This is a genomic window from Streptomyces sp. NPDC013455, assembly GCF_040632975.1.
Classification (GTDB): Bacteria; Actinomycetota; Actinomycetes; order Streptomycetales; family Streptomycetaceae; genus Streptomyces.
Genome location: NZ_JBEYCX010000014.1, coordinates 1 through 15,779, shown reverse-complemented (window position 1 = coordinate 15,779; position 15,779 = coordinate 1). Strand labels below are relative to the sequence as shown.

Below are 15,779 nucleotides of genomic sequence, written 5' to 3'. Positions count from 1 at the left end.
GGCCGAGGAGACGCGGGCCGAGGAGACGCGGGCCGAGGAGACGCGGGCCGAGGAGACGCGGGCCGACCGGCAGGAGGCCGAGGAGACGCGGGCCGATCGACACGGAGGCGAAGAGGAGCGGGCCGGGGCGGCCCGCGGAGCGCCGAAGGCCCGCTCCCGCGGGCGGCGGGTCCTCCGCGTCGTCGCCGCCGTCCTCGCCCTCCTGCTGCTCCCGCTGCTCACCGCCGAGACGGCCCTGCGCCTCAACTACACCGGCGACCCCGCACCCGGCACCCGCACCCGGCACCGGGACGCCCTCTGGCTGGGCCACGCCTGGGTGGACGGCCGGAAGACCGACCGGGACGTCAAGGCCCTCGCCCGCCGCCTCGACGGCACCGGCATCCGCGACCTGTACGTCCACTCCGGCCCCCTGGAACACGACGGCACGCTCCCCGCGACGGCGTACCCCAGGGCGCGCTGGCTGGTCGAGGCCGTCCACCGGGAACTGCCCGGCGTCCGCGTCCAGGCGTGGCTCGGCGACGTACTGGCCAGCGAGGGCCCCACGGGACTGCACCTGGAGCGCCCGGCCACCCGCACCGCGGTCCTCGCCTCCACCCGGGCCGTCCTCGCCGCCGGCTTCCAGGGCGCGCACTTCGACCTGGAGCCCCTGCACTCGGGCGACCGCGACTACCTCGGGCTCCTCGACGACCTGCGCGAGCTCACCCACGCGCGGGGCGCGGTCCTCTCGGTCGCCGCTCACCAGATCGACCCGCTGCCCGGCTTCCACTCCTTCTGGGGCACGACCACCGGCCACCCCAAGTGGTGGTCGCAGGCGTACTTCGGGCAGGTGGCCCGCCGCGTGGACCAGATCGCCGTCATGTCGTACGACACCATGCAGCCGCTCGAAAGCCTGTACGGCGGCTACGTGGCCCAGCAGACGAGCCTCGCCCTGGAGGTCACGCCGAAGAGCACCGACCTGCTGATGGGCCTGCCCTTCTACCACGAGAACCGGTTCGGCCACTGGGCGCACGCGGAGACCGTGCCCGCCGCCGTGCGCGGGGTCCGCCTCGGCCTGAGCCGCACGGACGCCGGCCGCGCCCGCTTCGGCGTCGCCGCCTACGTCGACTTCGCGGCCACGGAGGAGGACTGGCGGGCGTACCGGGAGGACTGGGCGCTCACGCCCCCGACCGCCTCCTGATCTTCGCGCCCAGCCACACCAGCGGGTCGTACTTGCGGTCGACCGCCCGCTCCTTCAGCGGGATCAGCGCGTTGTCGGTGATCTTGATGCCCTCGGGGCAGACCTCCGTGCAGCACTTGGTGATGTTGCAGTAGCCCAGGCCGTGCTCGTCCTGGGCGCTGCGCCCGCGGTCCAGACCGGCCTCGGCGGCCGCGTCCAGCGGGTGCATGTCGAGTTCGGCGACGCGCATCAGGAAGCGCGGGCCCGCGAACGCCCGCTTGTTCTCCTCGTGGTCGCGCACCACGTGGCAGGTGTCCTGGCACAGGAAGCACTCGATGCACTTGCGGAACTCCTGAGAGCGGTCCACGTCCTCCTGGGACATGCGGTACTCGCCGGGGCCGAGACCGGCGGGCGGTACGAAGGACGGCACCTCCCGCGCCTTCTGGTAGTTGAAGCCGACGTCCGTCACCAGGTCCCGGACCACCGGGAAGGCGCGCAGCGGGGTGACGGTGACCGTCTCGTCGCGCGCGAAGACCGACATGCGGGTCATGCACATCAGCCGGGGGCGGCCGTTGATCTCCGCCGAGCACGAACCGCACTTGCCCGCCTTGCAGTTCCAGCGCACGGCCAGGTCGGGTGCCTGGGTGGCCTGGAGGCGGTGGACGATGTCCAGGACCACCTCGCCGTCGTTCACCTCGACCGTGAAGTCCTTCAGGCCGCCGCCCTGCGCGTCGCCCCGCCACACCTTGAAGCGGGCCTCGTAGCTGCTCACTCGTACAGCTCCTCTTCGGCGAGGTACTTGACCAGCTCCTCCTTTTCGAAGAGGGCGAGCAGGTCCGGGCGGATGGGGTCGGTGGTCTCGCGGGCGAGACGGATCTGGCCCCGGGCGGGGTCGGCCGCGCCCAGGCCGCCGGTGGTGTCGGCGAGGGTGCAGAGCAGGTTCACGTTGCGCCAGGCGCGGTCCATCGTCGGGTGGTCCTCGCGGGTGTGCCCGCCGCGCGACTCGGTGCGCTCCAGCGCGGCCCGGGCCACGCACTCGCTGACCAGGAGCATGTTCCGCAGGTCCAGCGCGAGGTGCCAGCCGGGGTTGAACTGGCGGTGGCCCTCCACGCCGGCCCGCCGGGACCGGGCCCGCAGCTCGGCCAGCTTGTGCAGGGCCTGCTCCATCTCGGCCTCGCGGCGGATGATGCCCACCAGGTCGTTCATCGCCTGCTGGAGCTCTTGGTGCAGGGTGTACGGGTTCTCCGGCGGGCCCGCCTCGCCCGCCGTCTCCGCGGAGAAGGGCCGCAGGGCCTCCGCGGCGGCCGCGTCGACCTGCGCGTCGTCCACCGGCGGGCGCCGCTGGGTGAGCTGCTGCGCGTACTCCGCCGCGTGCCAGCCGGCCCGGCGGCCGAAGACCAGCAGGTCGGAGAGGGAGTTGCCGCCGAGCCGGTTGGAGCCGTGCATGCCGCCGGCGACCTCGCCGGCCGCGTACAGACCCGGCACCCCGCGGGCCGCCGCCGTGTCGGAGTCGACCGCGACGCCGCCCATCACGTAGTGGCAGGTCGGCCCGACCTCCATGGCCTCGGCCGTGATGTCGACGTCCGCCAGCTCCTTGAACTGGTGGTACATGGACGGCAGCCGGCGCTTGATCACCTCGGCGGGCATCCGGGTCGACACGTCCAGGAAGACCCCGCCGTGCGGCGAGCCCCGGCCCGCCTTCACCTCGGCGTTGATCGCCCGTGCCACCTCGTCGCGGGGGAGCAGCTCGGGGGGCCGGCGGTTGCGGTCCGGGTCGTCGTACCACCGGTCGGCCTCCTCCTCCGACTCGGCGTACTTGTCCTTGAAGACGTCCGGGACGTAGTCGAACATGAAGCGCCTGCCCTCGGAGTTCCTGAGCACCCCGCCGTCGCCGCGCACGGACTCGGTGACGAGGATGCCCTTCACCGACGGCGGCCAGACCATGCCGGTCGGGTGGAACTGCACGAACTCCATGTTCAGCAGCGGCGCGCCCGCGAGGAGCGCCAGCGCGTGCCCGTCGCCGGTGTACTCCCAGGAGTTCGAGGTGACCTTGAAGGACTTGCCGATGCCGCCGGTCGCGAGGACCACGGCGGGGGCCTCCAGGACGAGGAAGCGGCCGGTCTCGCGCTCGTAGGCGAAGACCCCGCAGACGCGGCCCGTGGCCGGGCCGGACGCGGTGTCCTTGAGGACCCGGGTGACCGTGCACTCCTGGAAGACCTTCAGCCGGGACTCGTAATCACCGGTCTCCCGGAAGTCCTCCTGCTGGAGGGCGACGATCTTCTGCTGGAGCGTGCGGATCAGTTCGAGCCCCGTGCGGTCGCCGACATGGGCCAGCCGCGGGTACTCGTGCCCGCCGAAGTTCCGCTGGGAGATCCGGCCGTCCTTCGTGCGGTCGAACAGCGCACCCCAGGTCTCCAGCTCCCAGACCCGGTCCGGGGCCTCCTGCGCGTGCAGTTCGGCCATCCGCCACTGGTTGAGGAACTTGCCGCCGCGCATGGTGTCGCGGAAGTGGACCTGCCAGGTGTCGTGCTCGTTGGCGTTGGCCATCGCCGCCGCGATGCCGCCCTCGGCCATCACCGTGTGCGCCTTGCCGAACAGCGACTTGCAGATCACCGCCGTACGGGCGCCCCGCTCGCGCGCCTCGATCGCGGCGCGCAGCCCGGCGCCGCCGGCACCGACCACGACGACGTCCCACTCCTGCCGGTCGACCACGGACATCTGTTCAGTCCCTCACTGGAATCACTAGAAGAAGCGCGGATCGTCGAAGACGCCGGACGCCACCAGGTAGACGTAGAGGTCGGCGAGCGCCACGCTCAGCAGCGAGGCCCAGGCCAGCTGCATGTGGCGGGCGTTGAGCCGGCCGACGAACTGCCACGCCCGGTAGCGCACGGGGTGCCTGGAGAAGTGCTTGAGCTTGCCGCCGACGATGTGCCGGCAGGAGTGGCAGGAGAGGGTGTACGCCCAGATCAGCACGATGTTGGCGAGGAAGACCAGGGTGCCGAGGCCCATGTGCCCCCAGCGGTACTGCGCGTCGCGGAAGGCCAGCACGGTGTCGTACGTCAGCACGCCGGCGACCAGCAGGGCGGCGTAGAAGAAGTACCGGTGGACGTTCTGGAGGATCAGCGGGAAGCGGGTCTCGCCGGTGTACGTGCGGTGCGGCTCGGCCACGGCGCAGGCGGGCGGGGACGCCCAGAAGGCGCGATAGTACGCCTTGCGGTAGTAGTAGCAGGTCAGGCGGAAGCCGAGCGGGAAGATCAGGATGATGACCGCGGGCGAGATCGCCCACCAGCCGCCGAAGAGGTCGGCGTTGGGGCCCGCGCGCATGGCCCGGCAGTTCTCCGCCAGGCAGGGCGAGTAGAACGGCGAGACGTAGGGCGCCGCGTAGTAGTCCGCGTTCGCGAAGGCCCGCCACGTCGAGTAGACGATGAAGGCGAGCAGACCGGCCGCGGTGCAGGCGGGGGCCAGCCACCAGCGGTCGGTCCGCAGGTGCGGGGCGGCGATCGCGGCGCGCGCGGCGGTGCGCACACCGCTGCTGCGAGGGGGTTCCGTACCAGTGGCCAAGTCAGGACTCCGGTCGGTCGGGGGTTCAGGGGGCGCGGCGGTCGCGGGCGCCCAGGCCCTCGTCGTCCGAGTCCGTCCACAGGCTGATGTCGTAGGGCGTGTCGGAGATGGTGACGAGGTCGGGCCGGTGCGACGTGGCCGGGGCGGCGGCGGCCTCCCGCAGCAGTGCCACGCTCTCGCTCAGGTGGGCGGCGTCCAGGCGGACCCGGCGTATCTCCAGGCCGCCTCCGCCCACCTGGTGCTCCAGGCGGCTCAGCGCCCGGTTGAGGTCCTCGATGCAGCGCTGGATCGCGTTGATGTCGTCGTGCACGGACATGACTTGCCCTCGCTTCCGCGGGTCCGGCGGGGTCATGGGCGGCAACGTTCATGCGCCTTGGAGTGTTGCGCCTCACGCCTGCCTCTGTGAAGGGATGTGCAGCGATTGGCCGAGGCGTACGGGTGCATCGTCCGGTGTGTTTGCGCCGCACGGGTGGGCTTACCGACCGTCGTCGCCGTGTCGCCCGCTGTTGCCGGATCCTTTCCTCTTCAGTGGCCGCATAGATCTGATCAGCTCCATATACCGCCAAAAGTGATCAGCTCCACATACCGACAAATGTGAGCATAAAGCCCGCGGCTTCCCGGAGGTAGCAGAGATGTCCCACCACGGCGTCGGCCCGCGCGCGGTCATGCGCTCGGTCACCTTCCTCACCGCGGGGGCGCTCGCGGTGCCGCTCCTCGCCGGCTGCGGCTCCGACGAGGAGGTCGCCGGCCCGCTCGCGCCGCAGGACATCGCTCTCGTCGCCCGGGACCAGGTCGCCGACGGCGGCATCCTGAAGTGGGCCGTCGACGCCGTACCGGAGACCCTGAACACCTTCCAGGCCGACGCCGACGCCGGCACCACCCGGGTGGTCCAGGCCGTGCTGCCCTCGATGTTCCGGATGGACGCCGCCGGCCGGCCGGTGGCCAATCCCGCCTATCTGGAATCGGCCAAGGTGATCGAGACCGAGCCGCGCCAGGTCGTGGAGTACAAGCTGAACCAGCAGGCCGTCTGGAGCGACGGCCGGGAGATCGGCGCCGCCGACTTCGTCGCCCAGTGGCGCGCCCTGTCCGGGAAGAACAGCGCCTACTGGACCGCCCGCAACGCCGGCTACGACCGGATCGCCAAGATCGAGCGCGGCGCCGGCGACCTCCAGGTCCGGGTCACCTTCTCGCGCCCCTACGCCGACTGGAAGTCGCTGTTCTCCCCGCTGTACCCGAAGGACGTCATGGGCACCCCGGACGCCTTCAACGACGGCGCCCGCCGCAAGCTGAAGGTCACCGCCGGGCCCTTCAAGGTGGAGAAGGTCGACACCGCCGCCAAGGACGTCGTCCTCACCCGCAACCCCCGCTGGTGGGGCAGGCCCGCCAAGCTGAACCGGATCGTGCTGCACGCCGTGGCCCGCGACAAGCGGGCCACCGCGCTCGCCGACGGCAGCGTGGACCTGGCCGAGATCGACTCCGGCGAGGCCCAGCGGATCGGCCTGGCGGCCCGTGCGAAGGGCACGAGCACCCCGCTGCAGGGCGCCGGGGGGAAGACCTCCGCGAAGAAACTGCGCTCCTGGGCCCTCGCGCACGGTCTCGACGCCGACGAGGTGCACGCCGGCAAGAAGAAGCTGCGCAAGGCCATCACCCGCTACCTGGAGCAGCAGCAGGCGCTGCGCGACGTCGACGTGCGCAAGTCGCTGGAGCCCGTCTACACCCAGCTCGCCCTCAACGGGGCGGCCGGCCCGCTCACCGACGAACGGGTCCGCCGGGCGGTCGCCCGCGCCCTGGACCGCGCGGAGCTGGCACGGCTGGTGCTCACCCCGCTGGGGCTGCCCGCCGTCCCGGTCGGCAGCCACCTCGCCCTGTCCGGTCAGCCGGCCTACGCCGACAACAGCGGCGCGCTCGGCGGCCAGGACGCCAAGGAGGCGCAGGCGCTGCTCGCCGACGCCGGCTGGGTGCGCGGCGGCCCGCTGAAGCAGGAGCCGAAGAAGGGCGAGAAGGCGGCGGGCCCCGAGCACGGCTCCGGGCACCGCTCCGGGGACGGCTCCGAGGACGCCTCGCACGGCGGCAGCGACGGCGAGTACATCGTCGGGGAGGACGACAAGGGCCCCGACGAGCACCACGACGGCAAGCGCGACGGCTCGCGCGACGGCTCGCACGCCGACGAGCGCGACGGCTCGCAGGACGGCAAGGGGGAGCGGCAGGAGGACGCCGGCGACGGGCGCGAGCACGGCGACCGGGACGTCGCCCAGGAGGGCAAGCACGGCGGCGCACCCGGCGCGTACGCCCCGCAGGGCACGGCCGCCCCGGCCGCCGCGCCGGCCGGACCGCTCGCCAAGGACGGCAAGCCGCTCGCGCTCCGCTTCGTCCTGCCCTCCGGCCCCGGCTCGGACACCCTGAACTCCGTCGCCGAACGGATCTCCGCGATGCTGGAGCAGGTCGGCATCCGCACGACGATCACCAAGGTTTCGGACGAGAGCTACTTCAGGGACCACATCGCCGCCGGCGAGTACGACCTGGCCCTGTACTCCTGGCCGTCCTCCGCCTTCCCGGCCACGGACGCCCGGCCCATCTACGCCAAGCCGGTCCCGGCGGCCGACGGCTCGGTGAACGTCGAGCAGAACTACACCCGGGTCGGTACGGACCAGGTCGACCAGCTCTTCGACGAGGCAGCCACCACCCTGGACGAGGACGAGGCGCGGGATCTGATCAGGAAGGCCGACGCGAGGATCTGGGCCGCGGCCGGCTCCATCCCCCTCTACCAGCGGCCCCAGCTGGTCGGGGCCCGGAAGAACCTGGTCAACGCCGGCGCCTTCGGCTTCCAGACGCCGGTCTACGAGGACATGGGATTCCTCAAGAAGGGGGCGAAGGTCTCGGCGAGTCCGGACAAGGGCTGAGACGCCCGGCGAGCCCCGGCTGAAAAGGCCACGTACCATGGGGTGAGGCCGTGGCGTGTCCAGCCCGGCAGGGCCCGCGCGACACGGACGTACGCGCAGGGCAGTCCTCACACTCCGGGAGAACGCCACACCATGCCTGTGACTGCAACGCGTCACGACATTCGCAACGTCGCCATCGTCGCCCACGTCGACCACGGCAAGACCACCATCGTCGACGGCATGCTGAAGCAGGCCGGTGCCTTCGCCGCCCACCAGCTCGACTCGGTGGACGACCGCATGATGGACTCGAACGACCTGGAGCGTGAGAAGGGCATCACGATCCTCGCCAAGAACACGGCGGTCAAGTACCACCCGAAGGACGGCGGGGACCCGATCACCATCAACATCATCGACACCCCCGGCCACGCCGACTTCGGCGGCGAGGTCGAGCGCGGTCTGTCGATGGTCGACGGTGTCGTCCTGCTGGTGGACGCCTCCGAGGGCCCGCTGCCGCAGACCCGCTTCGTGCTGCGCAAGGCGCTCCAGGCCCGGCTGCCCGTCATCCTCTGCATCAACAAGACGGACCGCCCGGACGCCCGGATCGACGAGGTCGTCAACGAGACCTACGACCTCTTCCTCGACCTGGACGCGGACGAGGAGCAGATCGAGTTCCCGATCGTCTACGCGTGCGGCCGTGACGGCATCGCCTCGCTGACCAAGCCGGACAACGGCACGGTCCCGGCCGACAGCGACAGCCTGGAGCCGTTCTTCTCCACCATCCTGGAGCACATCCCGGCCCCGACGTACGACGAGGACGCGCCGCTCCAGGCCCACGTCACCAACCTCGACGCCGACAACTTCCTCGGCCGTATCGCGCTGCTCCGCGTCGAGCAGGGCGAGCTGCGCAAGGGCCAGACGGTCGCCTGGATCAAGCGCGACGGCTCGGTGAGCAACGTCCGCATCTCCGAGCTGATGATGACCGAGGCGCTCACCCGCAAGCCGGCCGAGAAGGCCGGCCCCGGTGACATCTGCGCGGTCGCCGGTATCCCGGACATCATGATCGGCGAGACTCTGGCCGACCCCGAGAACCCGGTCGCGCTGCCGCTGATCACGGTGGACGAGCCGGCGATCTCCATGGTCATCGGTACGAACACCTCGCCGCTGGTCGGCCGGGGCGGCACCGGCAAGGGCGCGGACGCCAAGGCGGCCGTGAAGGACCGCAAGGTCACCGCCCGCCAGGTCAAGGACCGCCTGGACCGCGAGCTCATCGGCAACGTCTCGCTGCGGGTCCTCGACACCGAGCGCCCGGACGCCTGGGAGGTGCAGGGCCGTGGTGAGCTGGCGCTGGCCATCCTGGTCGAGCAGATGCGCCGCGAGGGCTACGAGCTGACCGTCGGCAAGCCGCAGGTGGTCACCAAGGAGGTCGACGGCAAGGTCTACGAGCCGGTCGAGCGCATGACGATCGACGTGCCCGAGGAGCACATGGGCGCCGTCACGCAGCTCATGGGCGTCCGCAAGGGCCGCATGGACAACATGTCGAACCACGGCTCGGGCTGGGTCCGCATGGAGTTCGTCGTGCCGTCGCGCGGCCTCATCGGCTTCCGGACCGAGTTCCTGACCCAGACCCGTGGCACGGGTATCGGCCACTCCATCCACGAGGGCTTCGAGCCCTGGTTCGGCAACCTCACGACCCGCAACAACGGCTCCCTGGTCGCCGACCGCTCCGGCGCCGTCACCGCCTTCGCGATGACCAACCTGCAGGAGCGCGGCGTGCTCTTCGTGGAGCCGGGCACCGAGGTGTACGAGGGCATGATCGTCGGTGAGAACTCCCGCTCCGACGACATGGACGTCAACATCACCAAGGAGAAGAAGCTGACGAACATGCGGTCGTCGTCGGCCGACTCGTTCGAGGCGATCGTGCCGCCGCGCAAGCTGTCGCTGGAGCAGTCGCTGGAGTTCTGCCGCGACGACGAGTGCGTCGAGGTGACCCCGGAGGCCGTTCGCATCCGCAAGGTCGTGCTCGACCAGCGCGAGCGGGCCCGCTCCGCGAGCCGCGCCAAGCACTCCTGACACACCGCCGGCTGAGCCCGGGTGCACCCATGATGGGGGCACCCGGGCTTTTTGCAACCCGTTTTTCCGCGTGGATGATCGACCGCGGGGCGTCCGGCGTCCGGATTGCGGAGATCTCCGACCGATACCCATGTAACACGTCCGTTTCGCGGCCTTCTCCCGGCGAACAGTTTGTCCAGTTTTTGGAAGTTGTTCGCGTCAGCTGTGACTGAATTGAGATTTAAAGACGGTGGTCGCCACCTGTCGCATGGCAGATAGTTAGCCGCGTAGCGCTCGGGTCAATGGGTCTCGCGCTGTGGGGACAGCGCCGACTCACGAGCACCAGGGGGTGTCTGACCCTCCGTCAGGGGTGTCGGAGGGAAGACGGAAACCCCCTCCTGTCGGTGAACACGTGAAGTCATGAGGAGGAACCCCCATGCGCGGTGTCACGAGCATCAGGTGGGTCGGTTCGTCGCTTCCAGCGGTGTGATTCGGCTGTAACACTACGCGCGTCCGGCTGCGGTTTCGCGCGTCCTAGGAGTACCCAGGTACCTCTCACACCTATACCTGTGAAACGGACGAACCGTGACAAGTCCTATCGACATTGAGGGCGGCGGGACTTCGGTCGTCGTCGGCGGTGAACCAGGACCGCGGGCGAAGGACGAAACCGTCAAGCTCGAAGGCCGGTCACCCGGCCGGCTGATGTGGATGCGCTTCAGGCGCGACCGCACCGGCGTGATCTCGGCCTGCGTCGTGGGCTTCTTCTTCCTGATCGGCCTGCTCGCCCCGCTCATCTCCAAGCTGTACGGCAAGGACCCGTACACCGTGTACGCGGACGAGCGCCCGGAACTCTTCGACAGCGCCGGCGTCCCGGTGCAGCCCAACGGCGGTATCAGCGGCGAGTTCTGGTTCGGACTCGAACCGGGCAACGGCTACGACGTCTTCACCAAGCTCCTGTTCGGCATCCGCACCTCGCTGATGATCTCGGTCGCCGTCACCCTCGCGGTCGTCGTGACCGGCATCCTCCTCGGCGTCACCGCGGGCTACCTGGGCGGCAAGGCCGACTACTTCATCGGCCGGATCATCGACTTCCTGCTCGCCTTCCCGGCCCAGCTGTTCTTCATCGCGAGCATGCCGGTCGTGGTCTCCCTGTTCGTCAGCCCGCGCGACGAGACACCCACCTACGTACGGGTGGTGGCCCTCATCCTCGTCCAGTGGTTCCTCGGCTGGATGGGCCTCGGCCGCATCCTGCGCGGCACCGCACTCGCCCTGCGGGAGCGGGAGTTCATCGAGGCGGCCAAGGTCAGCGGGGCCTCTCCGTGGCGGATCATCCGCAAGGAGATCCTGCCGAACATCGTCACCCCGCTGCTGGTGCAGTCGACGTACCTGCTGCCCGGTTTCGTGACCGCCGAGGCGGGCCTGTCCTACCTGGGCGTGGGCATCGTCGAACCGACGCCGGACTGGGGACAGATGTTCGCCAAGGCGTCCACCGAACTGGTGATGCAGAACGACATCACCTACATGTTCTTCCCCGGCATCTCGATGATCATCTTCGTCGTCGCGTTCAACCTGCTCGGGGACTCGGTCAGAGACGCATTCGATCCCAAGACCGCGCGCTGACCCAAGCACGTTCTCTTTCGCACTGGTGACACACGGATCGCACTGGTGACACACAGATGGGTGGGAATCTTCGTGATGAGTAGGGGCGGACGCCACGCATACGGCGCACTCTCCGTGCTCGCGGCCGGAGCGCTGGTGCTCACCGGTTGCAGCAAGGGCGGCAGCGAGGGCGGCGGCAACGAGAAGAAGCAGCAGGAGAACGCCAAGCGCCAGCAGGCGTCCATCGAGTTCGGCGACGCAGCCGCCTCCACCGGGCCCGCGCCCGACGTGGCCGGCGCCAAGCAGGGCGGCACCTTGCAGGTACTCCAGCGCGACAGCTTCGCGCACCTCGACCCGGGCCAGGTCTACGTCCAGGACGAGATGAGCCTGGCGCAACTGATCCACCGGGGCCTCACCGGCTACAAGGCCACCAGCGACGACGGCAGCCGGCACGAGGTGGTCGGCGACCTCGCCACCGACTCCGGCACCACCACCGACGGCGGCAAGACCTGGAAGTACACCCTCAAGGACGGCATCAAGTTCCAGGACGGGTCCCCGATCACGTCCAAGGACGTGCGGCACAGCTTCGAGCGGCTCTTCGCGCCGTTCATCAACCAGGGCCCCAGCTACATCCAGCAGTGGCTGGCCGACACCCCGGGCGCCACCTACCGCAAGCTGCTCAAGGACGGCCCGTACAAGGGCAAGCACCTGCCCGACTCCGTCCTGGAGACCCCGGACGAGAAGACGATCGTCTTCCACTTCAAGACCCCGCACCCCGACCTGCCCTACGCGCTGGCCATGGCGGGCTACTCGGTGGTCTCCGAGAAGGGCGACACCAAGCAGAAGTACGACAAGGCACCGGTGGCGTCCGGCCCGTACAAGGTGCAGTCCTTCAAGTCCGGCAAGTCGATGGTGCTGGTGCGCAACACCAACTGGGACCCGAAGACGGACCCGCTGCGCCACCAGTACCTGGACCAGGTCAACTTCACGTTCAACCAGCAGTACGAGACGTCCACCAAGGCGCTGCTCGCCGACAGCGGGACCGACCAGACCGGCGTCAGCTTCACCAACCAGGTCGACGCGGGCAACCTGTCCAAGGTCCTGCGCGACCCGAAGCTCAAGTCCCGTACGGTCTCCGGCTACATGCCGTACGTCGGCCAGATGAACATCAACCTGAGCCACCCGGCCATGAAGGACAAGACGGTCCGCGAGGCCATCGCCCACGCCCTGCCGATCACACCGTTCGTCCGCGCCTTCGGCGGCACCGACGCCATGGAGGTCGCCGGCGGCCTGATCTCGCCGACCGTCTCCGGCTACGACGCCGCCTTCGACCCGTGGGGCAAGAAGAAGAAGCCCGCCGGTGACCCGGAGAAGGCCAAGGAGCTGCTGAAGAAGGCCGGCAAGCTCAACATGAAGCTGACCTTCGGCTACATCAACACCCCCGAGGGCCAGCAGTACTCCACCGCCATGGCGGCGGGCCTGAAGAAGGCCGGCTTCGACGTCCAGCGCCAGGAGATCCCGGCCGAGACCTACTACGACCAGGTCTCCAAGCTCGACAACAACTACGACATCTTCCACACCGCGTGGGGTGCCGACTGGCCGTCCGCCTCGACCGTGATCCCGCCGCTGTACGACGGCCGGCAGATCGCCGAGGGCGCGCAGAACTACTCGCAGATCGACGATGCGAAGGTCAACGGGGAGATCGACCGCATCAACAAGATCACCGACCCGGCGAAGTCCGCCGCGGAGTGGGAGAAGCTCAACGAGTACCTGGTCAAGGACGTCGTCAACGTCGTCCCGACCGCGTACTACAAGCAGACCCAGATCGCCGGTTCGAAGGTCGGCGGCCTGGTCTACGACGACGTGATCGGCGGCGTCGACCCGCGTCGCCTCTACATCAAGTAACCGTCCCCGCCCGGTACCCGGCGCGCCGCACCGGCGGCGCGCCGGGTACGCCAAGGCCGCCGACGTCAGAGAGCTGCCCCTGCCATGCTGCGCTTCCTCGTGCGCCGGACTCTCGGTGCCGTCGTCATCCTCTTCCTGCTGAGCATCGTCGCGTTCCTGCTGTTCTTCGGAGTGCCCCGCGACCCGGCGCTGCTGATGTGCGGCAAGACCTGCAACCCCGACAGCCTCGCCAACATCCACCACGTGCTCGGCCTGGACAAGTCCATCCCCGAGCAGTACTGGACCTTCCTGCACAACCTCGTCCTCGGCAGCGACCAGTTCGCCCAGGGACCGTGCCCGGCGCCCTGCTTCGGCTACTCGTACCACACCAACGAGGAGGTCTGGGGCACCCTGATGGACCGCCTGCCCATCACCTTCTCGCTCACCCTCGGCGGAGCCGTCTGCTTCCTTCTCGTCGGCCTCGGCACCGGCCTGCTCGCGGCATGGCGGCGCGGCACGCTGGTCGACAAGGTGGCCACCGGCGGCGCGATGGTGCTCAGCTCGATGCAGATCTACTTCCTCGGGCCGCTGGTGCTCGCCGTCCTCGTCTACCAGACCCACTGGTTCGACAAGCCCGCCTACCACGAGTTCACCGGGGGCCCGGTCGGCTGGTTCACCGGCCTGATCATCCCCTGGGTGGTCCTGTCCACGATCTTCGCCGCGCAGTACACCCGTATGGCCCGGTCCTCGATGATCGAACAGCTCCAGGAGGAACACGTCCGCACCGCCCGGGCCAAGGGCATGTCCCGGCAGTACGTCTTCTTCCGCTACGCCTGGCGCGGCTCGCTGATCCCCATCGTCACCATCTTCGGCATCGACCTCGGCTCGCTGCTCGGCGGCGCCATCATCACCGAGACCACCTTCGGCCTGCCCGGCCTCGGCCAGCTCGCCGTCCAGTCCGTGTTCTTCAGCGACCTGCCGCTGCTGCTCGGCGTGATGCTCTTCTCCGCCACCATGATCCTGCTCTTCAACATCATCGTCGACGCCGCCTACGCCTTCATCGACCCGCGCGTGCGGCTGTCCTAGGAGCACTGTCGTGACCACTGTGACCAAGGAAGCCGGTGCTCCCACCCCGGCCGGCGCCGGGCCCCTGCTCTCGGTCCGGGACGTGCACGTCAGTTTCAAGACCGAGGACGGCGTCGTACGGGCCGTGGACGGGCTCTCCTTCGACCTGGAGCGAGGCAGGACGCTCGGCATCGTGGGGGAGTCCGGCTCGGGCAAGTCGGTGACCAACCTGACCATCCTCGGCCTGCACAACCCGATGTTCACCACGGTCGAGGGCGAGATCCTGCTGGACGGGCGGGAGCTGACCACGGCCCGGGAGTCGGAACTGGAGAAGCTGCGCGGCAACAAGGTCGCCATGATCTTCCAGGACCCGCTCACCGCGCTGTCCCCGTACTACACCGTCGGCCGGCAGATCGCCGAGCCGTACATGAAGCACAACGGGGCCTCCAAGAAGGACGCCTGGGACCGCGCGGTGGAGATGCTCGGCAAGGTCGGCATCCCGAACCCCGCGGAACGGGCGAAGGACTACCCGCACCAGTTCTCCGGCGGCATGCGCCAGCGCGCCATGATCGCCATGGCGCTGGTCTGCGACCCCGACCTGCTCATCGCCGACGAGCCGACGACCGCGCTGGACGTGACCGTCCAGGCGCAGATCCTGGATCTGCTGAAGGACCTCCAGCAGGAGTTCGGCTCGGGCATCATCTTCATCACCCATGACCTGGGGGTGATCGCCGACATGGCCGACGACATCATGGTGATGTACGCGGGCGGCGCGGTGGAGCGGGGCACCACCGACGAGGTGCTGCGCTCGCCCCGGCACCCCTACACCTGGGGCCTGCTCAACTCCATGCCCCGCCTCGACTCCGACCTCGGCGCGCCGCTGTCCCCGATCCCCGGTTCGCCGCCCTCGCTGCTCCATCCGCCGTCCGGCTGCCGTTTCCATCCGCGCTGCGGCTTCCAGGACCGCGTCGGGGGTACGGGCCGCTGTGTGACCGAACGCCCGCCGCTGGCCCCGGACCGGGCCTCCGCCTGCCATCTCACCGCCGACCAGAAGCGGACCATCTTCATCGAGGAGATCAAGCCCCGACTGGGCTAGGTCGTCAGTCGTCCTAGGAGGACACCGTCATGAAAGAGGACCTGGTCCTCCCGGTCCCGCGTGAGCAGAGCGCCGGCGCGGACGGGGAACCGCTGCTCGAGGTCTCGGGGCTGACCAAGCACTTCCCGGTCAAGGGCGGCTTCCCGATCCGCCGGACGGTCGGCGCGGTCCAGGCCGTGGACGGCATCGACCTGACCGTGCACGCCGGCGAGAGCTTCGGCCTGGTCGGCGAGTCCGGCTGCGGCAAGTCGACCACGGGCCGGCTGATCACCCGGCTGATGGAGCCGACGAGCGGCACGATCACCTACCGCGGCCGGGACATCAGCCGCGCGACGCGCAAGCAGCTGGCGCCGATCCGCTCCGAGATCCAGATGATCTTCCAGGACCCGTACTCGTCGCTGAACCCGCGGCAGACGGTCGGCAAGATCATCTCCGGGCCGATGGAGATCAACGGCGTCAACCCGGCCGGCGGCCGGGAGAACCGGGTCCG

At 69.7% G+C, this 15,779-nt stretch carries 12 protein-coding genes; 8 read left to right on the top strand and 4 right to left on the bottom strand.

Features of this window, described 5'->3' with window-relative positions; all coding sequences use genetic code 11:
- Positions 1–1,177 (top strand): hypothetical protein (locus ABZ576_RS22350; protein WP_360743421.1); only part of this gene is annotated, 1,177 nt, incomplete at its 5' end.
- Here the strand turns inward: ABZ576_RS22350 and ABZ576_RS22345 are convergent.
- From ABZ576_RS22345 to ABZ576_RS22330, 4 genes are read right to left on the bottom strand one after another with little or no spacing between them, the layout of a single operon-like run.
- Complete coding sequence (locus tag ABZ576_RS22345; RefSeq protein ID WP_360743418.1) at positions 1,155–1,928, bottom strand: succinate dehydrogenase/fumarate reductase iron-sulfur subunit; 774 nt, start codon at positions 1,926–1,928, stop codon at positions 1,155–1,157. The two genes, ABZ576_RS22350 and ABZ576_RS22345, sit on opposite strands and share 23 nt — an antisense overlap.
- The gene (locus ABZ576_RS22340; protein ID WP_360743415.1) at positions 1,925–3,874 is read right to left on the bottom strand and encodes a fumarate reductase/succinate dehydrogenase flavoprotein subunit; all 1,950 of its coding nucleotides are present in this window, start codon (positions 3,872–3,874) and stop codon (positions 1,925–1,927) included. The genes ABZ576_RS22345 and ABZ576_RS22340 overlap by 4 nt, the downstream gene beginning before the upstream one ends.
- Positions 3,875–3,898: 24 nt before the next feature.
- Complete coding sequence (locus ABZ576_RS22335) at positions 3,899–4,717, bottom strand: hypothetical protein (RefSeq protein ID WP_360743412.1); 819 nt, start codon at positions 4,715–4,717, stop codon at positions 3,899–3,901.
- 25 nt (positions 4,718–4,742) lie between these two features.
- A complete protein-coding gene (locus tag ABZ576_RS22330; protein ID WP_360743409.1) occupies positions 4,743–5,033 on the bottom strand; it encodes a hypothetical protein in 291 nt (96 codons plus the stop codon).
- A 316-nt stretch (positions 5,034–5,349) separates the two neighbouring features.
- Here ABZ576_RS22330 and ABZ576_RS22325 point away from each other — a divergent pair, with 316 nt between their 5' ends.
- The 7 genes from ABZ576_RS22325 to ABZ576_RS22295 form a co-directional block, all read left to right on the top strand.
- On the top strand, positions 5,350–7,617 hold the full coding sequence (locus tag ABZ576_RS22325; RefSeq protein WP_360743406.1) for an ABC transporter substrate-binding protein: 2,268 nt from the start codon (positions 5,350–5,352) through the stop codon (positions 7,615–7,617).
- A gap of 132 nt (positions 7,618–7,749) precedes the next feature.
- Positions 7,750–9,666, top strand: a complete 1,917-nt coding sequence (gene typA, locus ABZ576_RS22320; RefSeq protein WP_360743403.1) for a translational GTPase TypA — start codon at positions 7,750–7,752, stop codon at positions 9,664–9,666.
- Between the two features lie 564 nt (positions 9,667–10,230).
- Positions 10,231–11,265: an ABC transporter permease gene (locus ABZ576_RS22315; protein WP_360743400.1), complete on the top strand. Its 1,035-nt coding sequence runs from the start codon at positions 10,231–10,233 to the stop codon at positions 11,263–11,265.
- A 75-nt stretch (positions 11,266–11,340) separates the two neighbouring features.
- Entirely contained in the window at positions 11,341–13,149 is a 1,809-nt protein-coding gene (locus tag ABZ576_RS22310; RefSeq protein WP_360743851.1) for an ABC transporter substrate-binding protein, read from the top strand.
- 84 nt (positions 13,150–13,233) lie between these two features.
- The gene (locus tag ABZ576_RS22305; RefSeq protein WP_360743397.1) at positions 13,234–14,214 is read left to right on the top strand and encodes an ABC transporter permease; all 981 of its coding nucleotides are present in this window, start codon (positions 13,234–13,236) and stop codon (positions 14,212–14,214) included.
- 10 nt (positions 14,215–14,224) lie between these two features.
- Complete coding sequence (locus ABZ576_RS22300) at positions 14,225–15,289, top strand: ABC transporter ATP-binding protein (protein WP_360743394.1); 1,065 nt, start codon at positions 14,225–14,227, stop codon at positions 15,287–15,289.
- A 29-nt stretch (positions 15,290–15,318) separates the two neighbouring features.
- A partial coding sequence (locus ABZ576_RS22295; RefSeq protein WP_360743390.1) for an ATP-binding cassette domain-containing protein occupies positions 15,319–15,779 on the top strand: 461 nt, incomplete at its 3' end.